The organism is Frondihabitans sp. OV104 (genome assembly GCF_057787745.1).
Genome location: NZ_CM173541.1, coordinates 1,121,051 through 1,143,642, shown reverse-complemented (window position 1 = coordinate 1,143,642; position 22,592 = coordinate 1,121,051). Strand labels below are relative to the sequence as shown.

Genomic DNA, 22,592 nt, shown 5'->3' with positions numbered 1-22,592 from the left:
CTCCCACGAAAGTCCTGATTTGCGCCTCGTCTTCGCCGGCAGCCCCGCCGCCGCCGTCCCCTCCCTCCGTGCCCTCGCCGCAGGCCCGCACGAGGTCGTCGCCGTCCTCACCCGCGACGACACCCCGCAGGGGCGCAAGCGCGTGCTCACCCCGACTCCGGTGGCCGAGGCCGCCGACGAGCTGGGCATCCCCGTGATCAAGGCGCGCAGGATCACCGACGACGTCACCGCGGCCATCGCCGACGCGGAGGCCGACCTCGGCGTCATCGTCGCCTACGGAGCCCTCCTCCGCGAGCCGCTCCTCTCGACGCCCCGCCTCGGCTGGATCAACCTCCACTTCTCCCTCCTGCCGCGCTGGCGCGGCGCGGCCCCGGTGCAGCGCGCGCTCATGGCCGGCGACTCCGAGACCGGAGCCGCCGTCTTCCAGCTCGTCCCCGAGCTCGACGCCGGCGAGGTGCTCGGCGTCGTCCGCAAGCCGCTCACGGGCGACGAGACCGCCGGGCACCTGCTCGGCGAGCTCGCGATCTCGGGGGCCCTGCTTCTGACGCGGGTCGTCGACGAGCTGGCCGCGGGGCGCGAGACGCGCACGGTGCAGATCGGCGACGTGACGCTCGCCCCGAAGCTGGCGCTCGACGACGCCGCGCTCGACTTCGGTGCGCCGCTGGCCGACGTGTACGACCGGTTCCGCGGCGTGACGCCCGAGCCCGGCGCCCACGCCCTCCTCGACGGCGACCGGTTCAAGCTGCTCGACGTGCGGCCCGCCGGCGACGGCCGCGACGACCTGGCGCCGGGCGCGATCCTGCTCGACCACCGTCGCGTGCTGGTCGGAACGACGACTCGGGCCCTCGAGCTGCTGACCGTGCAGCCGGCAGGCAAGAAGCCGATGGCGGCGGGGGACTGGCTGCGCGGCGTGCCCGACCGCGACGGGCTGCGCTTCGACGGGAGCCCCTCGTGAGCGGCGACGGACGCCAGGGCACGGGTCGGCCCGGCGGCGGCAGCGGTAGCGGCGGACAGCCCGGCAGCGGCCGCCCGAGCCGCGGCCAGCGCGCCCCGCGCCCCGAGCCGCACGTGCAGCCCGCCCGCCAGGTCGCGCTCGACGTGATCCGCGCAGTCGAGCACGACGACGCCTACGCCAACCTCCTGCTGCCCCAGCGCATCGCGCGGGCCGGCCTCGACGCCGCCGACGCGGGCCTCGCCACCGAGCTCACCTACGGCACCCTGCGCATGTCGGGCTACTACGACCGCGTGATCGCGATCGCCGCCCGCCGCCCGACCTCCGAGATCGACCCGGCCCTGCTCGACGTGCTCCGTCTGGGCGCGCACCAGCTGCTCTCGACCCGCGTCGCCCCGCACGCGGCTGTCGACGAGTCGGTGTCGCTCGCCCGCCAGGTCGGCAGCCGCTCCGGCACCGGCTTCGTGAACGGCGTGCTCCGCACGATCTCGCGCACCGAGCCCGGCGTGTGGCTGGAGCGCGTGCTGGAGCTCGCGACGAGCGTCGACGACGCCCTGGCCGCCCGGTACTCGCACCCGGAGTGGGTCGTCCGCGCCCTGCGCGGAGCCCTGGCCGCCGAGGGGCGCGCCGACGAGCTCGAGACGCTGCTGGCCGCCGACAACGAGCCGGCGCGCGTGAGCCTCGTCGCCCTCCCCGGTCTGGCGAAGGTCACCGGCGAGTCCGGCCGCTTCTCGCCTCTGGCCATCACCGCTCCCGCCGGCGATCCCGGCGCCCTGCCCCGGGTGGCATCCGGCAAGGTTCGAGTGCAAGATGAAGGTTCGCAGCTCGCCGCCCTCGCCCTGTCGCGAGTCGCGCCGGTCGCGGCGGGCGAGCGCTGGCTCGACATGTGCGCGGGGCCTGGCGGAAAGGCCGCGCTGCTCGCAGCCGAGGCCGCGATGGGCGGCGCCGTCCTCACCGCGAACGAGATCGTCCCCGGGCGCGTGGGGCTGGTCCGCCAGGCGCTCTCGGCTGTCGCTCCCGACGTGGCCGTGCGCCAGGGCGACGCGACGCTCATCGGCGGGGCCGAGCCCGAGTCGTACGACCGGATCCTCCTCGACGCCCCGTGCACCGGCCTCGGAGCGCTCCGCCGCCGACCCGAGGCCCGCTGGCGCAAGCAGCCGCGCGACGTCGCCGAGCTCACCGGCCTACAGTCGGCGCTGTTCGACTCGGCCCTCGCCGCGCTCGCCCCCGGCGGGACCCTGGCGTACGTCACCTGCTCGCCGCACACCGCCGAGACCCGCGCGGTCGTCGAGGCCGGCCTCAAGCGGTGGTCGCGCGACGGCGGGGCCGCGGTCGAGACGCTCGACGCCACGGCCGTGCTCGGAGGGATCGCCACGGCGCCGCTCGACCTCGGCGCGGGCCCCTTCGCCCAGCTCTGGCCGCACCGCCACGGCACCGACGCGATGTTCGTCGCGCTGCTCCGCAAGGCGCGCTGACCGCCGCCGCGCCCGCCTGCACCACACCACGATCAGGACTCCGCCCCACGCAACACGGTGGTGCCCAGTCCCGATCGTGGTGCCGAGGCGCCAAACGACGACCCGATAGGCTTGCCCCCGTGCCAATCCGCATCAGCCCCAGCATCCTCTCGGCCGATTTCGCGAACCTCGAGCGCGACCTGAACCGCATCAGCACCGCCGACCTGGTCCACGTCGACGTGATGGACGCCCACTTCGTGCCCAACCTCACCCTCGGCCTCCCGATCGTGCAGCGCATCCAGGAGGTGAGCCCCGTGCCGCTCGACGTGCACCTGATGGTGGAGGACGCCGACCGCTGGGCCCCGCAGTACGCCGAGACCGGAGCCAGCTCGGTGACGTTCTCGTTCGAGGCCGCGGCAGACCCGCGTTCCTGCGCCCGTGCCATCCGAGCCGCCGGCGCCCGCGCGGCGATCGCCGTCAAGCCCGGCACGCCCGTCGAGCCCGTGCTCGAGCTGCTCGACGAGATCGACATGATCCTCGTGATGACCGTCGAGCCGGGCTTCGGCGGGCAGTCGTTCATCAGCGAGACCATGCCCAAGCTGCGCGCGGCCCGCGCCGCGATCGACGCGTCGGGCCACGACGTCTGGCTCGAGGTCGACGGCGGCATCAACGACCAGACGATCGTCACCGCCGTCGAGAACGGCGCCGACACGATCGTCGCCGGCTCCAGCGTGTACGGCCCGGCCGGGAGCCCCGAGCCGGCCGAGCGCATCGCCGCACTCCGTGCCGCCGCGAGCCAGGTAGCCTAGGCCCGTGAAATCGTTCGACGACCTGTTCGCAGAGCTCAGCGCCAAGATCGCTGAGCGCCCCGAGGGCTCCGGCACCGTGACCGAGTTCGACGCGGGGGTCCACCAGATCGGCAAGAAGATCGTCGAAGAGGCGGCCGAGGTGTGGATGGCCGCCGAGTACGAGGGCGACGTCGCCACCGCCGAGGAGATCTCGCAGCTGCTCTACCACCTGCAGGTGCTGATGCTGGCGAAGGGCCTGACCCCGGCCGACGTGTACCGACATCTCTGAGACCGGCCCCGCTCCCGTCACCTCAACAGAAATCGGACCAATGCTCCGCGTCGCAGTACCGAACAAGGGCTCGCTCAGCGAGACCGCTTCCCAGATGCTCTCCGAGGCCGGCTACTCCGGCCGACGCGACCCCAAGTCGCTGTACCTCTCCGACGACCGCAACGGCGTCGAGTTCTTCTACCTCCGGCCTCGCGACATCGCGACCTACGTCGGGTCGGGCGCCCTCGACGTCGGCATCACCGGCCGCGACCTGCTGCTCGACTCGGGCTCGTCGGCCAAGGAGGTCGCCGCCCTCGACTTCGGCTCGTCGACGTTCCGCTTCGCCGGGCCCACCGGCACGTACCGAGAGCTCGCCGACCTCCAGGGCGTGCGGGTGGCGACCAGCTACTCGGGCCTCGTGGGCGACTTCCTCGCTGAGAACGGCATCACCGCCGAGCTCGTCCAGCTCGACGGAGCCGTCGAGAGCGCGGTGCAGCTCGGCGTCGCCGACGCGATCGCCGACGTCGTCGAGACCGGCACCACGCTCCGCGCTGCGGGCCTCGAGATCTTCGGCCCCGTGATCCTCAAGTCGACGGCCGTGCTGATCGCGTCCGACGAGGCGACAGCGGGCCTCGACGTGCTCCAGCGCCGCCTGCAGGGAGTCCTCGTGGCCCGCCAGTACGTGCTGATGGACTACGACCTGCCCGTGCGCCTCCTCGACGAGGCGACCAGGCTCGCGCCCGGCATCGAGTCGCCGACCGTCTCGCCGCTGCACGACCCCGAGTGGGCCGCCGTCCGCGTGATGGTGCCGCGTACGGACACCAACCAGATCATGGACGCCCTGTACGACCTGGGCGCCCGCGCGATCCTGGTCAGCCCTATCCACGCCGCAAGGCTGTAGCCGTGAGTGCGGATTCCACCCTCGCGGTCCGGGTCATCCCGTGCCTCGACGTGGCTGCCGGCCGCGTGGTCAAGGGCGTCAACTTCCTGAACCTGCGCGACGCCGGCGACCCGGTCGAGCTCGCCCGCAAGTACTACGAGCAGGGCGCCGACGAGGTCACCTTCCTCGACGTGACCGCGACTGTCGAGGAGCGCGCCACGATGTACGAGGTCGTGCGGGCCACGGCCGAGCAGGTCTTCATCCCGCTGACCGTCGGCGGGGGAGTCCGCTCCACCGACGACGTCGCGCGCCTGCAGGCGTCCGGCGCCGACAAGGTCGGCGTCAACAGCGCCGCCATCGCCCGCCCCGACCTGCTCGGCGAGATCGCCGACCGCTTCGGTGCGCAGGCGCTCGTGCTGAGCCTCGACGTCAAGCGCTCGGATGCCACGCCGTCCGGCTTCGTCGTCACGACGCACGGCGGCCGCCAGGAGACCTCGCTCGACGCCCTCGCCTGGGCCCGCGAGGCCGTCGAGCGCGGCGCCGGCGAGCTGCTCGTCAACTCGATCGACGCCGACGGCACGAAGCAGGGCTACGACCTCGAGCTCGTCGCCCTCATGCGCGAGGTCTCGAGAGTCCCGGTGATCGCCTCGGGCGGCGCAGGGTCGCTCGAGCACTTCGCGCCGGCTGTCCGGGCGGGCGCGGATGCTGTGCTCGCGGCCTCCGTGTTCCACAATGGAGAGCTGACGATCGGCGAGGTCAAGCAGAGCCTCGCCGAATCCGGCGCGATCGTCCGCTGACACTGCGTCAGCCAACGACCAGCCACCCGAGAGAGAACGAGACCATGGCCGAGCAGCTCACCCGCGAGACCGTCGAGCCCGTCATCGAGCGCGCGGCATTCGACGCCAAGGGGCTGCTGCCGGCCATCATCCAGGAGGCCTCGACCAGAGACGTCCTGATGATGGGGTGGATGGACGCCGAGGCGCTCCGCCGCACGCTGACCGAGGGGCGCGTGACCTTCTGGTCGCGCTCCCGCCAGGAGTACTGGCGCAAGGGCGACACCTCGGGCCACTTCCAGTACGTCCGCAGTGCCGCCCTCGACTGCGACGGAGACACCCTCCTGGTGACCGTCGACCAGGTCGGAGCCGCGTGCCACACCGGCGAGCACGCCTGCTTCGACGTCGACCCCCTCGACCCCACGATCGGCTCTCCGAATGACTGACACCGCGACGGCCTCGGCCGAACCGCACACCACGACGCGCTCGGAGTTCGACGCGCTCCTCGACGGCCATCGCGTCATCCCGGTCGTCCGCAGCCTCTTCGCCGCCGAAGAGACCCCGGTCGGCATGTACCGCAAGCTCGCCGACTCCCGTCCGGGCACCTTCCTGCTCGAGTCCGCCGAGCAGGGCGGCATCTGGTCGCGGTACTCGTTCGTGGGCGTCTCCTCCTTCGGCGTCCTCACCACCGAGGCGGGCGCAGGAACCGCCACGGCCTGGATCGACTACGGCATGTCGGGCGCTCGCGCCTTCGGAGACGCCGTCGGGCAGCCGCTCGAGGTGCTCTCCGCCCTCTTCGACCGCTGGAAGACCCCGGTGATTTCGGGGTACCCGCCGCTCACGGGCGGGCTCGTCGGCTTCATCGGGTGGGAGGCCGTCCGTCAGCTCGAGCACCTGCCCGACGCCCCGCCGGCGGAGTTCGACGTTCCTGCGCAGGCTCTCTGCTTCGTCTCGGAGCTCGTGGTCATCGACCACCGCACGGGCACGGCGCTGCTGATCGCGACCGCGCTCAACGACGGGACCGACGACGCCGACACGCTGTGGAGGGCAGCCCAGGCGCAGCTCGACGCCCTGCAGACGACGCTGGCCCAGCCGAGCCCCGCGCACCTCGCCGACGTCGACATCAGCATCGATCCGCAGCCGGTGCGGCGCTCGACCGACGCCGAGTACGCCGAGGCCATCGAGCGGTCGAAGGGGTTCATCCGCGACGGCGACGTCTTCCAGGTCGTCATCTCGCAGCGCTTCGACCACGAGCTGACGGCCCCCGCCATCGACGTGTACCGCGTGCTGCGCACGCTCAACCCGAGCCCGTACATGTACCTCGTCAGCCTCGAGGACACCGACGGCAAGCCGTACCAGATCGTCGGATCGAGCCCCGAGGCCCTCGTCAAGGTGCAGGGCACGCGCGCGTACTCGCACCCCATCGCCGGCTCGAAGCCCCGCGGGGCCACGCCCGAGGAGGACCTCGCGCTGGCCACCGCCCTCGAGGGCGACGAGAAGGAGCGCGCCGAGCACCTGATGCTCGTCGACCTCGCCCGCAACGACCTGCTGAAGGTGTGCCGCCCGGGCTCGGTCGAGGTGACCGAGTTCATGCACGTCGAGCGGTTCAGCCACATCATGCACCTCGTCTCGAGCGTCGAAGGCGACCTCATGCCCGGCACGAACGCGATCGACGCGTTCCGCGCCACGTTCCCCGCCGGGACCCTCTCGGGTGCGCCCAAGCCGCGCGCCCTCGAGATCATCGACGAGCTCGAGCCCGCGCAGCGCGGCGTCTACGGGGGAGTCGTGGGCTACTTCGACTTCGCCGGCAGCGCCGACGTCGCCATCGCGATCCGCACCGTGCTGCTGCAGCCCGGCGTGGCCCGCGTCCAGGCCGGGGCAGGCCTCGTGGCCGACTCCGACCCGGCCTCCGAGAACCAGGAGGCCCGCAACAAGGCGGCGGCCCCCCTCCGCGCGGTCGCCGTCGCGAACGCCATGATCAGCCTCCACTGAATCGACCCCCATGAGAACCCGCTCCACCAAGCTCCCCTCGATCCTGATCGGCTTCGCGCTGTCGGGGGTCGTGCTCCTCGCCTACACGCAGACCTGGGTCAGCGTGAACGTCACGAGCCCCAGCGGCGGCAAGGTCGACGTCGCCGCCGCCGGCAGCGCCGCGGCCCCCGCACTGTCCGCCCTGTCGCTGGCCGGCCTCGCCCTGTTCGGAGCGATCACGATCGCCGGCCCGGTGTTCCGCGTCGTGCTCGGCGCCCTCGAGGTGCTGCTCGGCGGCTGCGTCGTCCTCTCGGCGATCCTCGCGACCGTCGATCCCGTGGCCTCCGCCACCACCGCCATCACCAAGGTGACGGGCATCGCGGGCCGCGACTCGGTCGCGACCATCGTCAACTCGCACTCGATGACCGCGTGGCCCTGGGTGGCCCTCGTCGCCGGGCTGGCCATGGCGGCGCTCGGCGTCGCCGTGATCACGACGTCGCGCCGCTGGCCGGCGTCGGCCCGTCGCTACCAGGCCGTCCGCCTGGTCGCCGCCGACCAGACCGCCGACCCCGTCGTGGCTTGGGACACCCTCACCACCGGCTCGGATCCGACGGCGGCATCCGGCGACAGGCCCGACGACGCCCGCTAGAGATCGCCGCACCCGATAGACTCGGGGCGAACCCCCAGCAATTCAAGGAGCACCGTGAGCACAGGTACATCGAACAGTGTGGCCCCGGCTGAGTCGAGCACCGACGACAGCCACGACGCCGGCGAGGGCCACGGCAACTCGCCCGCCGCCTGGACGGCCGTCGTCATCATGCTCGTCGCGTTCGCCGTGGGCACCATCGCGTTCTGCTTCGACGTGCCCATCGTCGTCTGGATCGCCGCGGGCTTCGAGATCGTCGGCCTGCTCGTCGGCCTCGTCATGAAGCGGATGGGATACGGCGTCGGCGGTCACCGCTACGTGCCGAAGGCCCACCACTAAGTGCTCGACGACCTCTACGCGGGGGCCCTCGCCGACGCCGCCGCGCGTCGCGACCTGCTCCCTCTTGCCGACGTCGAGCGCGCAGCACTGGCGCAGACTCCGGCCATCGACGCCCGAGCGGCCCTCCAGCCGGCCGATCGCGTCAAGATCATCGCCGAGGTGAAGCGTGCGAGCCCCTCGCGCGGCGCCCTCTCCGACATCGCCGATCCCGCGTCGCTGGCCCACTCGTACGAGACCGGCGGTGCCAGCGCCATCAGCGTGCTGACCGAGGGTCGCAAGTTCAAGGGCACGCTCGCCGACCTCGAGGCCGTTCGCGACGCCGTGTCGGTGCCGGTCCTGCGCAAGGACTTCATCGCCGAGCCCTACCAGGTCTTCGAGGCGCGTGCCGCCGGCGCCGATCTCGCACTGCTCATCGTCGCCGGCCTGCCCCAGCAGAAGCTCATCGAGCTGCACGAGCTCGTGCTCGAGCTCGGGATGACCGCGCTCGTCGAGACCCACTCCGCCGAGGAGGTCGTCCGCGGGCTCGACGCCGGCGCCACCGTCCTGGGAGTCAACGCCCGCGACCTCACCACCTTCGAGCTCGACCAGGATCTCTTCGGCAGCCTCGCCGACAGCATCCCGTCGGGTGTCGTCCGCGTCGCCGAGTCGGCCGTCAAGTCACCGGCCGATGTAGCGCACTACCGCCGTTCCGGCGCCGACGTCGTCCTCGTGGGCGAAGCCCTCGTGGTCCACGGCGACCCCGTCGACGCGCTCACCACCTTCCTGGAGATCTGATGCCCAACCTGCGCGACGTCGTCGGCCCCTACTTCGGCGACTTCGGCGGCCGATTCGTTCCCGAGTCGCTGATCGCCGCGCTCGACGAGCTCGACGAGGCCTACAAGGCCGCGGCCGTCGACCCCGCGTTCCAGGCCGAGCTGCTCGAGCTCCACAAGACCTACACGGGCCGCCCCTCGATCATCACCGAGGTGCCCCGCTTCGCGGAGCACGCCGGCGGCGCCCGCATCATCCTGAAGCGCGAAGACCTCAATCACACCGGCTCGCACAAGATCAACAACGTTCTCGGTCAGGCACTCCTGGCTCGACGACTCGGCAAGACGCGTCTCATCGCCGAGACCGGGGCCGGCCAGCACGGAGTCGCGACGGCGACCGCCGCGGCGCTGTTCGGCATGGAGTGCGTGGTCTACATGGGCCAGGTCGACACCGAGCGCCAGGCGCTCAACGTCGCCCGCATGCGCCTGCTCGGTGCCGAGGTCGTGTCTGTCGCGACCGGCTCGCGCACGCTGAAAGACGCCATCAACGACGCCCTGCGCGACTGGGTCTCCAGTGTGGAGACCACGCACTACGTGCTCGGCACCGTCGCGGGCCCGCACCCGTTCCCGACGATGGTGCGCGATTTCCACAAGATCATCGGCGAAGAGGCCAAGGTCCAGGTCCGGGAGCTCACCGGCGGGCTGCCCGACATCGTCGCGGCCTGCATCGGCGGCGGCTCCAACGCCATCGGCATCTTCGACGCGTTCCTCGACGACCCCTCCGTCGAGCTCCGCGGCTTCGAGGCCGGCGGCGACGGCATCGAGTCCGGCCGCCACGCCGCGTCGATCACCCTGGGTCGCACTGGCGTGCTCCAGGGTGCGAAGTCGTACCTCATGCAAGACGAAGACGGCCAGACCGTCGAGAGCCACTCCATCTCGGCCGGTCTCGACTACCCCGCGGTCGGTCCCGAGCACGCGTGGCTCTCGAAGATCGGCCGCGCGCAGTACGAGCCCGTCACCGACGCCGACGCGATGGAGGCCTTCCGGCTCCTCACTCGCACGGAGGGCATCATCCCGGCCATCGAGTCGTCTCACGCCCTTGCGGGCGCTATCCGCCTCGGCCGGGACCGCGGGCCGGGCACCACGATCCTCGTCTCGCTCTCCGGCCGCGGCGACAAGGACGTCGCGACGGCGTCTCGCTACTTCAACATCCTCGACGAGGGGGCCGAGCAACTGTGATCAGCGCCTCCAGCAAGCTCGGCTCCGCTATCCACTCCCGCACCGACGCCGGATCGGGAGCCGTCATCGGCTACCTGCCCGCCGGGTTCCCCGACCTCCAGACGTCCATCGACGCGGCGGTCACCCTCGTGAACAACGGCGTCGACGTCATCGAGCTCGGCCTGCCGTACTCCGACCCGGTCATGGACGGCCCGGTCATCCAGGCGGCCACCCAGCGCGCCCTGGCCGAAGGCTTCCGCGTCCGCGACGTGTTCCCCGCCGTCCGCGAGATCACCTCGCAGGTCGCGGCGCCCGTCGTCGTCATGACCTACTGGAACCCGGTCTCGCAGTACGGCGCCCAGCGCTTCGCCGACGACCTCGCATCTGCCGGGGGAGCCGGTCTCATCACGCCCGACCTCGTTCCCGACGAGGGCGCCGAGTGGATCGCCGCCGCGAACGCCGCCGATCTCGACCGCGTCTTCCTCGCCGCGCCGTCGTCCAGCGACGCCCGCGTCGCCCAGGCCGTCGAGGCGAGCCGCGGCTTCGTCTACACCGTCTCCACCATGGGCATCACCGGCACCCGCGAGGGCGTCGACTCGGCCGCGGCCACTCTGGTCGCTCGCCTGCGCGCGGCCGGCGTCGACAACGCCTGCGTGGGTCTCGGCATCTCGACCGCCCAGCAGGTCCGCGAGGTACTCGAGTACGCCGACGGCGCCATCATCGGCTCCGCGTTCGTCCGGGCCCTGGCCGAGGGCGGGCTCGAGCAGCTCGCGCGCGTGTCGGCGGATCTGGCTTCGGGCAGTAGAGTCTCCTAGCGTGTCCCGCGTGCCACGGCGCGCCTGCACTCCTCGATTCACACGACGAAAGGCACCTGAACGTTGTTGCCCCTGAGCATCCCGAGTCCCTCTGCCGATTGGCAGTACTTCGATCTCACGGGATGGATCAACAAGACGTTCAACGCGTCGCTGTCGTTCGACATCCGCATCCACGCCTACGCGATCTGCATCCTCCTGGGGATCGTGGCCGCCGTGCTGTTCACGAACGCCCGCCTCAACCGCCGCGGCGCCGAGCGCTGGGTCATCATCGACCTCGCCATCTGGTGCGTGCCCTTCGGAATCGTCGGCGGCCGCGTCTTCCACGTCGTCACGCACCCCGACGACTACTTCAACGGGCAGGCCCTCTGGCACGTCTTCGCGATCTGGGAGGGCGGACTCGCCATCTTCGGCGCCCTGATCTTCGGCGCTCTCGGCGCCTGGCTCGGCTGCCGCCAGACCGGTCTCCGCTTCTCCGTATTCGCCGACGCCCTCGTGCCCGGCCTCATGCTGGCCCAGGCCTTCGGCCGCCTCGGCAACTACTTCAACCACGAGCTCTTCGGCACCCCGACGACTCTGCCGTGGGGACTCGAGATCGAGTCCACCAACGCCGCCTACCCGGTCGGGCTGCCCGCCGGCACCCTGTTCCACCCGACCTTCGCCTACGAGATCCTCTGGAACCTCTTCGGCCTCGCGGTCATCCTGCTGATCAACAAGAACGTCAAGCTCGAGTGGGGCAAGACGCTCGCCCTGTACTTCATCTGGTACGGCTCCGGCCGCATGTGGTTCGAGTCGATCCGCACCGACTACAGCCAGGTGTTCCTCGGATTCCGCGTCAATGTCTGGGCCGCGGCCGCCGCAGTCGTGCTCGGCCTGATCATCTTCATCGTGCAGAGCCGCCGCCACACCGGCCTCGTGCCGAGCGCCTATGTTCCGGGCCGTGGTCCGAACGAGGAGGGCTTCCACCCCGTCATCACCGGTGAGGTCGACCACCCTGAGGTAGACTCGGCGGCAGGCACCGACGACGATGACGACGCGGAGCCCACGGATCGCACCCCATCCGACGCCTCCGCAGATGTGAAGGCCTAACCGGCCGGCAACGATCCAGCACCACCAGCTCTGCACCGGAATCACCAGCACTGCATTCTCAGCACCACAGCACCCCACAAATCACCCCTGGTCCGCACCGAAGACCAGGGGGTCGGCCGGCATTGCCGCATCCGACGAAGCGACTCCTACGGCCACGACCCCGAGCCACGAGACGCCTGCCAGAGTCACTCGGTTTCCTGCCGAGTGGAAGCGAATCGGGCCAGCGACGCCCCGCCCTGCGTTAGTTTTCCTCTACTGGTCATTCAGCGACCAGTTCCCATCGTGAGGACGGATCGACATGGCTCTCACGCCAGCGCACCAGACATTCAGCAGCATCCCGGCGGCCCAGGGTCTCTACGACCCGAGCCTGGAGAAGGACGCCTGTGGCCTCGCCATGGTCGCGACCCTCCGAGGCACGCCAGGACACGACATCATCGACGCCGCCCTCGGCGCCCTGCGCAACCTCGAGCACCGCGGGGCCGTGGGGTCCGACGCGGGCACAGGCGACGGCGCGGGCATCCTCATGGAGGTGCCCGACGCCTTCTTCCGCGATGTCGTCGAGTTCACGCTGCCCGAGGCCGGCCACTACGCGGTCGGCATCGGCTTCCTGCCGACCGACTTCGACGAGCGGGTGACACTCCAGAAGGCGATCGCCAAGATCGCCGCCGAAGAGAGGCTGCGCGTCGTCGGCTGGCGCGACGTCCCCGTCCGCGCCGACGAGCTCGGCACGCTCGCACGCAACGCCATGCCCGCCTTCGAGCAGCTCTTCATCGCGGCCAACCACGGCGAGGACCACGTCTCGGGAATCGAGCTCGACCGCCTGGCGTTCCGTCTGCGCAAGCGCGCCGAGCGCGAGCTGGGCGCCTACTTCACGTCGCTCTCGAGCCGAACCATGGTCTACAAGGGCATGGTCACGACGCTCCAGCTCGAGCCGTTCTACCCCGACCTCTCGGACGAGCGCGTCGCCTCGAAGCTCGCCATCGTTCACTCGCGCTACTCGACGAACACGTTCCCGTCGTGGCCGCTCGCGCAGCCGTTCCGCATGATCGCCCACAACGGCGAGATCAACACCGTGCGCGGCAACCGCAACTGGATGCGCGCGCGCCAGTCTCAGCTCGAGTCCGAGCTCATCGGCGACGTGAAGCCGCTGCTCCCGATCGTGAGCCCGGGCAACAGCGACTCGGCGTCGTTCGACGAGGTCGTCGAGCTCCTGAGCCTGACGGGCCGCTCGCTCCCGCACGCCATCATGATGATGGTGCCGGAGGCGTGGGAGAACCAGGTCGGCATCGACCCGGTGCTCCGCGACTTCTACGAGTACCACTCCATGCTCATGGAGGCGTGGGACGGCCCCGCCGCCGTCACCTTCACCGACGGCTCGCTCGTCGGCGCCACCCTCGACCGCAACGGCCTCCGCCCCGGCCGCTACCTGGTGACCGACGACGGCCTCGTCGTGCTCGCCAGTGAGATCGGCGTGCTCCCCGACATCGACCAGTCGAAGATCGTCCGCAAGGGCCGCCTGCGCCCGGGCAAGATGTTCCTCGTCGACACCGAGGCCGGCCGCCTGATCGAGGACGACGAGATCAAGCAGCAGCTCGCCTCCTCCGAGGAGTACGGCGAGTGGCTCGAGATGGGCCGCCTGCACCTCAAAGACCTGCCCGAGCGCGAGCACATCGTGCACACGCCGGCCTCCGTCACGCGCCGCCAGCGCACCTTCGGCTACACCGAGGAGGAGGTGCGGATCCTGCTCACCCCCATGGCGAAGACCGGAGCCGAGCCCCTCGGCGCCATGGGCAGCGACACGCCCATCGCCGTGCTCTCGGACCGCCCGCGCCTGCTGTTCGACTACTTCACCCAGCAGTTCGCCCAGGTGACGAACCCCCCGCTCGACTCCATCCGCGAGTCGGTCGTGACGAGCCTCAAGGTCGGCCTCGGCCCCGAGCGCAACCTGCTCGCGGCGACTCCCGAGCACGCGAAGCAGGTCATCCTCGACTTCCCGGTCATCGACAACGACGAGCTCGCGAAGATCCAGCACATCGACCCGCGTCCCGGCTCGCGCCTGACGACGACCCTCAGGGGCCTCTACCGCGTCGACAAGGGCCCCCGCGCCATGGAGAAGCGGATCGCGGCGCTCTGCACCGAGGTCGACGAGGCGATCGAGGAGGGCTCGCAGTTCATCGTCCTCTCCGACCGCGACTCGACTGCCGACCTGGCGCCGATCCCGTCGCTCCTCATGCTCGCCGCGGTGCACCACCACCTCATCCGCACCGAGAACCGCATGAAGGTCGGCCTGATCGTCGAGGCCGGCGACGTGCGCGAGGTCCACCACGTGGCGACCCTCATCGGCTACGGCGCTTCGGCGATCAACCCGTACCTGGCCATGGAGACCTGCGAGAACCTGGTCCGCAGCGGCATGATCACGGGCATGTCGCCCGAGCAGGCCGTCAAGAACGTCATCAAGGCTCTCGGCAAGGGCGTGCTCAAGATCATGTCCAAGATGGGCATCTCGACCGTCTCGTCGTACGCGGCCGCCCAAGCCTTCGAGGCCGTCGGCCTGAGCCACGAGTTCATCGACACCTACTTCACCGGCACCTCGACCCGCCTCGGCGGCGTCGGCGTCGACGTGATCGCGACCGAGAACGCCGAGCGCCACCTCAGCGCCTACCCGGCCGACGGCGCGACCGCCGCGCACGAGCGCCTCCAGACCGGCGGCGAGTACCAGTGGCGCCGCGAGGGCCCGCCCCACCTCTTCAACCCGGAGACGGTGTTCCGCCTCCAGCACGCGACCCGCACGCGCCGGTACGACATCTTCCGCGAGTACACGAAGATGGTCGACGACCAGGCCGAGAGCCTGATGACGCTGCGCGGCCTCTTCACGCTGCGCGAGGGAGTCCGCCCCGCTGTGCCGCTCGACGAGGTCGAGCCGGTCTCGTCGATCGTCAAGCGGTTCTCGACGGGTGCGATGAGCTACGGCTCGATCTCGAAAGAGGCTCACGAGACTCTCGCCATCGCGATGAACCGCCTCGGCGGCAAGTCCAACACCGGCGAGGGCGGAGAAGACGTCGACCGTCTCCTCGACCCCGAGCGCCGCAGCGCGGTCAAGCAGGTCGCCTCGGGCCGCTTCGGCGTCACGAGCATGTACCTGACGCACGCAACCGATATCCAGCTCAAGATGGCGCAGGGCGCGAAGCCCGGCGAGGGCGGCCAGCTGCCCCCGTCGAAGGTGTACCCCTGGGTCGCCCGCACCCGCCACGCGACGCCCGGCGTCGGCCTCATCTCGCCGCCCCCGCACCACGACATCTACTCGATCGAAGACCTCAAGCAGCTCATCTTCGACGTGAAGCGCGCCAACCCCTCCGCTCGGGTGCACGTGAAGCTCGTGAGCCAGTCCGGCATCGGCGCGGTCGCGGCGGGCGTGACGAAGGCCCTCGCCGACGTCGTGCTCGTCTCCGGCCACGACGGCGGAACGGGCGCCAGTCCACTGAACTCGCTGAAGCATGCCGGCACCCCGTGGGAGATCGGCCTCGCCGAGACGCAGCAGACGCTTATGCTGAACGGCATGCGCGACCGCGTGGTGGTCCAGGTCGACGGTCAGATGAAGACGGGTCGCGACGTCGTCGTCGCCGCTCTGCTCGGCGGCGAGGAGTTCGGCTTCGCAACGGCGCCGCTCGTCGTCTCCGGCTGCATCCTCATGCGCGTCTGCCACCTCGACACCTGCCCCGTGGGCGTCGCGACGCAGAACCCCGAGCTGCGCGCCCGCTTCTCGGGCAAGGCCGAGCACGTCGTCAACTTCTTCGAGTTCCTGGCTCAGGAGGTCCGCGAGTACCTCGCCGCCCTCGGCTTCCGCTCGCTCGACGAGGCGATCGGCCACAGCGAGATGCTGGGCGTCGACCGCGCCGTCGAGCACTGGAAGGCGTCCGGCCTCGACCTCGAGCCCGTCCTCGTCGGCCCCGACTTCGCCGACGACGAGCCGCGCCGCAACTTCGTGCCGCAGGACCACGAGCTCGAGAAGCACTTCGACAACCAGCTCATCGCGGAGGCGTCCGACGTCATCGACAACGGCGGCCGCATCGATATCTCGCTGCCCATCCGCAACACGGAGCGCGCCGTCGGCACCATGCTCGGCCACGAGGTGACCGTCCGCAACGGCGAGCACGGGCTGCCCGCCGGCAGCATCGACGTGACCCTGACCGGTTCGGCAGGGCAGTCGCTGGGTGCGTTCCTGCCCGCCGGAATCACGCTGCGCCTCATCGGCGACAGCAACGACTACGTCGGCAAGGGGCTGTCGGGCGGCACGGTCATCGTCCGACCGCCGGCGGAGGCCTCGTTCGCCGCCGAAGACAACGTCATCGCCGGCAACGTCATCGGCTACGGCGCGACGCAGGGCTCCCTGTTCATCCGCGGCATCGTGGGCGAGCGGTTCCTGGTCAGGAACTCCGGAGCCTCCGCCGTGGTCGAAGGCGTGGGCGACCACGCCCTCGAGTACATGACCGGCGGCCTCGCGGTGATCCTCGGCGAGACCGGGCGCAACCTCGGCGCCGGCATGTCGGGCGGGACGGCGTACGTGCGCGGTCTCAAGACCGAGAACGTGAACGACGACGCGCTGTCGACCGGCGAGCTGCTGCTGCAGCCGCTCGGCTCCGCCGACATCGAGATCCTCGCCGACCTCCTGCGCCAGCACCTCGAAGAGACCGGCTCGACCGTCGCCGAAGCGCTCCTCGCCGACATCGAGGCGAGCGCCGAGGAGTTCGTCAAAGTCCTGCCCCGCGACTACGCCGCGGTCATGGAGACGCGCCGGACCGCCGCGGAAGAGGGCCTGGACCTCGACGGCGACGAGGTCTGGAACCGGATCATGAGCGTCACGGGTGGCTGAGTTCCGGCGCCCCCTGCCCCTAGTCGTGTCTACCCACAGCAAGGAGGTGTCCCATGGCTGACCCCAAGGGATTCCTGAAAGTCCAGAAGCGAGAGCTTCCCCAGCGCCGCCCCGTGTCGGTTCGGCTCATGGACTACAAGGAGGTCTACGAGCAGCAGGAGTCGGGCGAGCTCCGCCGCCAGGCCGGCCGCTGCATGGACTGCGGCGTGCCGTTCTGCCACCAGGGCTGCCCGCTCGGCAACCTGATCCCGGAGTGGAACGACCTGATGTGGCGCGGCGAGGGCCGCCAGGCGATCGAGCGCCTGCACGCGACGAACAACTTCCCGGAATTCACGGGCCGCCTCTGCCCGGCGCCCTGCGAGGCCTCCTGCGTTCTCGGCATCAACCAGCCTCCCGTCACCATCAAGCAGGTCGAGGTGTCGATCATCGACCAGGCCTTCTCGAACGGCTGGGTCACCCCGCACCCGCCCGAGCGCCTCACGGGCAAGACGGTCGCCGTGGTGGGCTCCGGCCCCGCCGGACTCGCCGCCGCCCAGCAGCTCACGCGCGCCGGCCACACGGTCGCTGTCTACGAGCGCGACGACCGCATCGGCGGCCTGCTCCGCTACGGCATCCCCGACTTCAAGATGGAGAAGAAGCAGATCGAGCAGCGCCTCGCTCAGATGCAGGCCGAGGGCACCCGCTTCCGGGCCGGCGTCGAGATCGGCCGCGACATCACCTGGGATGACCTCCGCGCGCGCTACGACGCTGTCGTGGTCGCCACGGGCGCGACCGTTCCGCGCGACCTCCCGATCCCGGGCCGCGACCAGTCGGGCGTGCACTTCGCCATGGAGTACCTCGTCCAGCAGAACAAGGCCGGCGCCGGAGACAGCGTCGGCGACCAGATCTCAGCCGAGGGCAAGCACGTCGTCGTCCTCGGCGGCGGCGACACCGGCGCCGACTGCATCGGCACCGCGCACCGCCAGGGCGCGCTGAGCGTCACGAACCTGGCCATCGGCACGCAGCCACCCGCGGAGCGCCCCGACAGCCAGCCGTGGCCCACGCAGCCGACGCTGTTCGAGGTCTCCAGCGCCCACGAGGAAGGCGGGGAGCGCATGTTCCTCGCCTCCACCGTCGAGTTCCTGTCGAACGAGGTCGGAGAGGTGCGCGCCATCCGCGTCGCCGAGACCGAGTTCATCGACGGCCGCCGCGTGCCGAAGTCGGGCACGGAGCGCGAGATCCCCGCCGACCTCGTCCTGCTCGCCCTGGGCTTCACCGGCCCCGAGAGCGACGCGCTGGAGAGCCAGCTCGGCCTCCCGATCGACGGTCGCGGCAACGTCCAGCGCGACGGATCGTACGAGACCAGCCAGCCGGGCGTGTTCGTGACCGGCGACGCCGGCCGCGGCCAGTCGCTCATCGTCTGGGCCATCGCCGAGGGCCGTGCCACCGCCGCGGCGGTCGACAAGTACCTCGAGGGTGCGACCTCGCTGCCCTCGCCCGTCAAGCCGACCGACCGGGCTCTGTCCCTGTAGGTCACCGCTCTGACACCCGCTGGTTAGATTCCACCCCCTCGCCGGGAATAGGGTGGACAGCGAAATCACCCCCCAACGAAGGAAAAGATGAGACGAGCAAAGATCGTCGCGACCCTCGGGCCCGCGACGTCGAGCTATGAAGACATCCGAGCGATCATCGATGCGGGCGTCGACGTCGCGCGGATGAACCTCAGCCACGGAACATACGACGTCCACCAGGGGGTGTACGAGAACGTTCGCAAGGCAGCGGCCGACTCCGGACGCGCTGTCGCGGTCCTCGTCGACCTCCAGGGCCCGAAGATCCGTCTCGGCAAGTTCTCCGACGGCCCGCACGAGCTCGCGGTCGGCGACATCTTCAAGATCACGACCGAAGAGATCCTCGGCACGAAGGAGATCTGCGGCACGACGTTCAAGGGCCTTCCGCAAGACGTCTCCGCTGGCGACCCCCTGCTGATCGACGACGGCCGCGTCAAGCTGCGCGTGCTCGACACCGACGGCACCGTCGTCACCACCGAGGTCGTCGTGGCCGGCACCGTCTCGAACAACAAGGGCATCAACCTGCCCGGCGTCGCGGTCAACGTGCCCGCCCTCTCCGAGAAAGACGAGGCCGACCTTCGCTGGGGCCTCCAGCTCGGCGCCGACTTCATCGCCCTCTCCTTCGTCCGCAACGCCGACGACATCGACCGCGTGAACGTGATCATGGGGGAGGAGGGCCGCAAGGTCCCCGTCTACGCCAAGATCGAGAAGCCGCAGGCCGTCGACAACCTCGAGGCCATCATCGACGCGTTCGACGGCATCATGGTCGCGCGCGGCGACCTGGGCGTCGAACTGCCCCTCGAGGCCGTGCCGATCGTCCAGAAGCACGCGGTCGAGCTCTCACGCCGCATGGCCAAGCCGGTCATCGTCGCGACGCAGATGCTCGAGTCGATGATCTCGTCGCCGATCCCGACCCGTGCCGAGACGTCCGACGTCGCGAACGCGGTGCTCGACGGCGCCGACGCGGTCATGCTCTCGGGCGAGACCAGCGTCGGGGAGTTCCCCGTCATCACGGTGCAGACCATGGCCCGCATCGTCTCCTCGACCGAAGAGCACGGCCTCGAGCGCATCCCCGAGCTGGGCACCAAGCCCCGCACGCTCGGCGGAGCCATCACGCTCGCCGCGGCCGAGGTCGCCGAGTTCGTCCAGGCCTCGTACGTCTGCGTCTTCACCGAGGGCGGCGACACGGTGCGCCGCATGGCCCGCCTGCGCCACTCGATCCCGATCGTGGCCTTCACGACCGACGAGGCGATCCGCCGCCGCATCGCGATGAGCTGGGGCGCCCAGGCGTACGTGGTCGAGCCGGTCACGCACACCGACGCCATGTTCAGCCAGGTCGACGACGTCCTCCTCGGCAACGGCCTCGCCCAGGCCGGTGACAAGGTCATCGTGATCTCCGGCTCCCCTCCCGGAATCTCGGGATCGACGAACGACCTCCGCGTGCACCGCGTCGGAGACGCTCACAACGAGGCCGCGCCGGCGTACGCCCGCAGCTAGCGGTCATCCGCTCAGCAGAAGGCCCGTGCCCCTCGGGGTGCGGGCCTTCGCCGTGCCCGGAGGCGGCGGGGCGGATCCTGCGCCCGATCAGAGATGTCGAGGAGGGGCGCGCCAGCCGTGACCCTCCTGAGATTCGGTCATGGCACTGGGCCGCGTCGATAGTGTCGGGGCATGGCGATCGACGGTTCGCACCCCGGGTGCTTCACGCACGGCTCGCGGCTCTATGCGGTGCCGACCAGGACCGGCCACAGCGTCCCCGACACGCGCGAGAGCTACATCGCCGCCGAGCGGGTCCGCCGCACGCGTCGTCGCCCGCGCATCCACTGGACCGCCATCGTCGGGGGAGTCGCCGGCGGTCTCCTGATCGACCTGTCGGCCGTCAACAACGCAGGCGTCAGCGACTGGCTCGCCCTCGCGATGATGTTCGCGCTCGGCGGCCTCGTGGGCTTCGCCAGCGCGATCGGCATCCGAGACGCCTTCGTCGGCCGAGCGCCCGAGCCGGTCGTGCTGCGTCTCCCGGCGGTCGAGATCCCCGGTGACGTCGCCCGGCTGGCGCCCGACGACTCGACAGCCGACGAGCTCGCCCTCTGGAGCCTCGTCACTCGCCGCTACCGCGCGGCCAAGGTCGCCGTCGAGAACCTGCCCTTCGAGAACGACCACGGCCTCTTCGTCAGCGGCCCGACCACGGTCGCCGCCCCTCCGTCGACCGAGGCGCTGGCCTCCGCGGAGCTCACCTACATCACGGCCCGTCACGACTTCGAGCCGGTCGCCGAGCTCCTCGGTCTGCCGCTGCCGCGCTGAGCCCCTTCGCAACTCCGGGCGCAGGAACTCGCCACCCGACGCCGAGCACGAAGAAGCCCCGCCGACCGAAGTCGACGGGGCTTCTCGAGTAAGTCGTTCGACTTAGAGAACGCGGATGTTCTCGGCCTGGAGACCCTTGTTGCCCTGAGCGGTCTCGAATTCGACCTTCTGGTTCTCTTCGAGGTTGCGGTAGCCATCGCCGGCGATCGCGGAGAAGTGCGCGAACACGTCAGTGGATCCGTCGTCGGGGGTGATGAAGCCGAAGCCCTTTTCGGAGTTGAACCACTTCACGGTGCCTGTTGCCATTTTTCTTATTCCTTCAATCAGAGGTGTTCGATCCCGTCCATCGAGATCTCTCGTCGCGGTGCTTTTTTGGTCCGCTCCCTCTAAGAACGATGAGACGAAGCGCCTCATCGCGAAGTACAAATGCGTAACACAACAACCAGTGCGGCTCACACTATCGCAGGCTGACCCCCGAACGCGCGGTTTTCGCCCAAGAAGATCCAATGTGACGCCCGTGTCGTCGCGAATCGACCCTTCATGGAAGCCGGTAGGCTTGTCGCCTGCGCGAATGTGGTGGAATTGGCATACACGGGGCACTCAAAATGCTCTGCCTCACGGCTTGCGGGTTCGAGTCCCGCCATTCGCACGACACGAACGACGACGCTCGTGATTCGCGATGGTGCGAACGTCCAGCAGACGCCCCGTGCTCACGCCCTCGTGTGCACCGAAACGGCGCGCCCCCACGAACAGACCGGTAGGATTCATCCCGTGAGTGATCAAGAAGCACCGTCCGCAGCACCCCGTCGCGTCGTCGTCGCCGAAGACGAGTCGCTCATCCGCCTCGACATCGTCGAGATCCTCCGCGACAACGGGTTCGAGGTCGTCGGCGAGGCCGGCGACGGCGAGACCGCCGTGGCTCTGGCCACCGAGCTCCGGCCCGACCTCGTCATCATGGACGTCAAGATGCCCAAGCTCGACGGCATCTCCGCGGCCGAGCAGCTGTCCAAGAACCACATCGCGCCCGTCGTCCTCCTCACGGCCTTCAGCCAGAAGGAGCTCGTCGAGCGGGCCAGCGAGGCTGGGGCTCTCGCCTACGTCGTGAAGCCGTTCACCCCGAACGACCTCCTTCCGGCCATCGAGATCGCCCTCTCGCGCTACACGCAGATCATCACCCTCGAGGCCGAGGTCGCCGACCTGGTCGAGCGCTTCGAGACCCGCAAGCTCGTCGACCGCGCCAAGGGCCTGCTCAACGAGAAGATGGGGCTGACCGAGCCCGAGGCGTTCCGCTGGATCCAGAAGGCGTCGATGGACCGCCGCCTCACGATGCACGACGTGGCGCAGGCCATCATCGAGCAGCTCAGCGTCAAGAAGTAGCAGTCGCGTTACGGACGGCCGGTCCCTTCGGGGGCCGGCCGTTTTCGCGTCCAGCCCAGAAATTCAAGGAGATTTTTGCCTGCGCAGACCCGGATCGGCGCGGATCGCCCCGCCCGGCGAAAAATCTCCTTGAATTTCTGAGGGCCTAGGCGTCGCGGAGGATGTTCGTGATGCGGACGGTCGACAGGCGCCGGCCCTGCTCGTCGGTCATGACGATCTCGTGGGTCGTGAGCGTGCGGCCGAGGTGCAGCGCCGTGCAGGTGCCCGTGACGACCCCCGACGAGGCGGCCCGGCTGTGCGACGCGTTCAGCTCGATGCCCATGGCGATGCGGCCCTCGCCCGCGTGCACGCTCGCGGCCATCGACCCGAGCGACTCCGCGAGCACGACGTGGGCCCCGCCGTGCAGGATGCCGACCGGCTGGCGGTTGCCCTCGACCGGCATGGTGCCGACGGCTCGGTCGGCGCTCAGCTCGAGGATCTCGATGCCCATCTTCTCGGCCAGCTCGCCGGCGCCGCGACGCTCCAGGAACTCGATTGCGGCAGGGCTGAACGGCTGGTCGG

Annotated in this window: 21 protein-coding genes and 1 tRNA gene; 20 read left to right on the top strand and 2 right to left on the bottom strand. The window is 70.2% G+C overall.

What is annotated here, in order from left to right; translation table 11 throughout:
- Positions 1-19: 19 nt before the first annotated feature.
- From fmt to AC3CBB_RS05315, 18 genes are all read left to right on the top strand, one after another.
- Positions 20-955, top strand: coding sequence for a methionyl-tRNA formyltransferase (gene fmt, locus AC3CBB_RS05400; RefSeq protein ID WP_488626258.1), 936 nt, complete (start codon positions 20-22; stop codon positions 953-955).
- Complete coding sequence (locus AC3CBB_RS05395) at positions 952-2,427, top strand: RsmB/NOP family class I SAM-dependent RNA methyltransferase (RefSeq protein ID WP_488626257.1); 1,476 nt, start codon at positions 952-954, stop codon at positions 2,425-2,427. Before fmt ends, AC3CBB_RS05395 begins: the two co-directional genes overlap by 4 nt.
- Before the next feature lie 119 nt (positions 2,428-2,546).
- Positions 2,547-3,215 (top strand): ribulose-phosphate 3-epimerase, encoded by a 669-nt coding sequence (gene rpe / locus AC3CBB_RS05390; protein ID WP_123504584.1) that lies wholly within the window; start codon positions 2,547-2,549, stop codon positions 3,213-3,215.
- A 4-nt stretch (positions 3,216-3,219) separates the two neighbouring features.
- A complete protein-coding gene (locus AC3CBB_RS05385) occupies positions 3,220-3,483 on the top strand; it encodes a phosphoribosyl-ATP diphosphatase (protein ID WP_123504583.1) in 264 nt (87 codons plus the stop codon).
- Between the two features lie 40 nt (positions 3,484-3,523).
- Positions 3,524-4,363, top strand: coding sequence for an ATP phosphoribosyltransferase (hisG, locus tag AC3CBB_RS05380; RefSeq protein ID WP_123504582.1), 840 nt, complete (start codon positions 3,524-3,526; stop codon positions 4,361-4,363).
- A gap of 2 nt (positions 4,364-4,365) precedes the next feature.
- Positions 4,366-5,139, top strand: a complete 774-nt coding sequence (hisF, locus tag AC3CBB_RS05375) for an imidazole glycerol phosphate synthase subunit HisF (RefSeq protein ID WP_488626256.1) — start codon at positions 4,366-4,368, stop codon at positions 5,137-5,139.
- A 44-nt stretch (positions 5,140-5,183) separates the two neighbouring features.
- The gene (gene hisI / locus AC3CBB_RS05370; protein WP_123504580.1) at positions 5,184-5,561 is read left to right on the top strand and encodes a phosphoribosyl-AMP cyclohydrolase; all 378 of its coding nucleotides are present in this window, start codon (positions 5,184-5,186) and stop codon (positions 5,559-5,561) included.
- A complete protein-coding gene (locus tag AC3CBB_RS05365; protein ID WP_488626255.1) occupies positions 5,554-7,107 on the top strand; it encodes an anthranilate synthase component I in 1,554 nt (517 codons plus the stop codon). The genes hisI and AC3CBB_RS05365 overlap by 8 nt, the downstream gene beginning before the upstream one ends.
- A gap of 10 nt (positions 7,108-7,117) precedes the next feature.
- Complete coding sequence (locus tag AC3CBB_RS05360) at positions 7,118-7,735, top strand: Trp biosynthesis-associated membrane protein (RefSeq protein WP_123504578.1); 618 nt, start codon at positions 7,118-7,120, stop codon at positions 7,733-7,735.
- A gap of 78 nt (positions 7,736-7,813) precedes the next feature.
- The gene (locus tag AC3CBB_RS05355) at positions 7,814-8,071 is read left to right on the top strand and encodes a DUF6704 family protein (RefSeq protein ID WP_123504577.1); all 258 of its coding nucleotides are present in this window, start codon (positions 7,814-7,816) and stop codon (positions 8,069-8,071) included.
- Positions 8,072-8,845, top strand: coding sequence for an indole-3-glycerol phosphate synthase TrpC (trpC, locus tag AC3CBB_RS05350; RefSeq protein WP_123504576.1), 774 nt, complete (start codon positions 8,072-8,074; stop codon positions 8,843-8,845). It abuts the gene before it with no gap.
- Positions 8,845-10,059 (top strand): tryptophan synthase subunit beta, encoded by a 1,215-nt coding sequence (gene trpB, locus AC3CBB_RS05345; RefSeq protein WP_123504575.1) that lies wholly within the window; start codon positions 8,845-8,847, stop codon positions 10,057-10,059. The genes trpC and trpB overlap by 1 nt, the downstream gene beginning before the upstream one ends.
- On the top strand, positions 10,056-10,853 hold the full coding sequence (gene trpA, locus AC3CBB_RS05340) for a tryptophan synthase subunit alpha (protein ID WP_488626254.1): 798 nt from the start codon (positions 10,056-10,058) through the stop codon (positions 10,851-10,853). The genes trpB and trpA overlap by 4 nt, the downstream gene beginning before the upstream one ends.
- Before the next feature lie 72 nt (positions 10,854-10,925).
- Positions 10,926-11,939, top strand: coding sequence for a prolipoprotein diacylglyceryl transferase (gene lgt, locus AC3CBB_RS05335; protein WP_370454060.1), 1,014 nt, complete (start codon positions 10,926-10,928; stop codon positions 11,937-11,939).
- Between the two features lie 298 nt (positions 11,940-12,237).
- On the top strand, positions 12,238-16,809 hold the full coding sequence (gene gltB, locus AC3CBB_RS05330) for a glutamate synthase large subunit (RefSeq protein ID WP_488626253.1): 4,572 nt from the start codon (positions 12,238-12,240) through the stop codon (positions 16,807-16,809).
- 53 nt (positions 16,810-16,862) lie between these two features.
- The gene (locus tag AC3CBB_RS05325) at positions 16,863-18,320 is read left to right on the top strand and encodes a glutamate synthase subunit beta (RefSeq protein WP_123504571.1); all 1,458 of its coding nucleotides are present in this window, start codon (positions 16,863-16,865) and stop codon (positions 18,318-18,320) included.
- An 87-nt stretch (positions 18,321-18,407) separates the two neighbouring features.
- Positions 18,408-19,853 (top strand): pyruvate kinase, encoded by a 1,446-nt coding sequence (pyk, locus tag AC3CBB_RS05320; protein WP_488626252.1) that lies wholly within the window; start codon positions 18,408-18,410, stop codon positions 19,851-19,853.
- 171 nt (positions 19,854-20,024) lie between these two features.
- Positions 20,025-20,654 (top strand): hypothetical protein, encoded by a 630-nt coding sequence (locus AC3CBB_RS05315; protein WP_488626251.1) that lies wholly within the window; start codon positions 20,025-20,027, stop codon positions 20,652-20,654.
- 102 nt (positions 20,655-20,756) lie between these two features.
- Here the strand turns inward: AC3CBB_RS05315 and AC3CBB_RS05310 are convergent, their stop codons facing one another.
- Positions 20,757-20,960 (bottom strand): cold-shock protein, encoded by a 204-nt coding sequence (locus AC3CBB_RS05310; RefSeq protein WP_123504568.1) that lies wholly within the window; start codon positions 20,958-20,960, stop codon positions 20,757-20,759.
- Positions 20,961-21,221: 261 nt separating this feature from the next.
- On the opposite strand from AC3CBB_RS05310, the gene AC3CBB_RS05305 reads away from it, so the two are divergent.
- Positions 21,222-21,303, top strand: a tRNA-Leu gene (locus AC3CBB_RS05305).
- Positions 21,304-21,425: 122 nt separating this feature from the next.
- Complete coding sequence (locus tag AC3CBB_RS05300; protein WP_123504567.1) at positions 21,426-22,031, top strand: ANTAR domain-containing response regulator; 606 nt, start codon at positions 21,426-21,428, stop codon at positions 22,029-22,031.
- A gap of 145 nt (positions 22,032-22,176) precedes the next feature.
- Here the strand turns inward: AC3CBB_RS05300 and AC3CBB_RS05295 are convergent, their stop codons facing one another.
- Positions 22,177-22,521, bottom strand: a complete 345-nt coding sequence (locus tag AC3CBB_RS05295; RefSeq protein WP_123505153.1) for a hotdog fold thioesterase — start codon at positions 22,519-22,521, stop codon at positions 22,177-22,179.
- Positions 22,522-22,592 lie beyond the last annotated feature (71 nt).

Bases quoted from the DNA above. Each gene is read 5' to 3' on its own strand.
- AC3CBB_RS05360 (WP_123504578.1), top strand. From the start codon at position 7,118: ATGAGAACCCGCTCCACCAAGCTCCCCTCGATCCTGATCGGCTTCGCG.
- hisI (WP_123504580.1), top strand. From the start codon at position 5,184: ATGGCCGAGCAGCTCACCCGCGAGACCGTCGAGCCCGTCATCGAGCGC.
- AC3CBB_RS05325 (WP_123504571.1), top strand. From the start codon at position 16,863: ATGGCTGACCCCAAGGGATTCCTGAAAGTCCAGAAGCGAGAGCTTCCC.
- AC3CBB_RS05295 (WP_123505153.1), bottom strand. From the start codon at position 22,521: ATGGGCATCGAGATCCTCGAGCTGAGCGCCGACCGAGCCGTCGGCACC.
- AC3CBB_RS05315 (WP_488626251.1), top strand. From the start codon at position 20,025: ATGGCGATCGACGGTTCGCACCCCGGGTGCTTCACGCACGGCTCGCGG.
- gltB (WP_488626253.1), top strand. From the start codon at position 12,238: ATGGCTCTCACGCCAGCGCACCAGACATTCAGCAGCATCCCGGCGGCC.
- hisG (WP_123504582.1), top strand. From the start codon at position 3,524: ATGCTCCGCGTCGCAGTACCGAACAAGGGCTCGCTCAGCGAGACCGCT.
- trpB (WP_123504575.1), top strand. From the start codon at position 8,845: ATGCCCAACCTGCGCGACGTCGTCGGCCCCTACTTCGGCGACTTCGGC.
- AC3CBB_RS05310 (WP_123504568.1), bottom strand. From the start codon at position 20,960: ATGGCAACAGGCACCGTGAAGTGGTTCAACTCCGAAAAGGGCTTCGGC.
- AC3CBB_RS05365 (WP_488626255.1), top strand. From the start codon at position 5,554: ATGACTGACACCGCGACGGCCTCGGCCGAACCGCACACCACGACGCGC.
- pyk (WP_488626252.1), top strand. From the start codon at position 18,408: ATGAGACGAGCAAAGATCGTCGCGACCCTCGGGCCCGCGACGTCGAGC.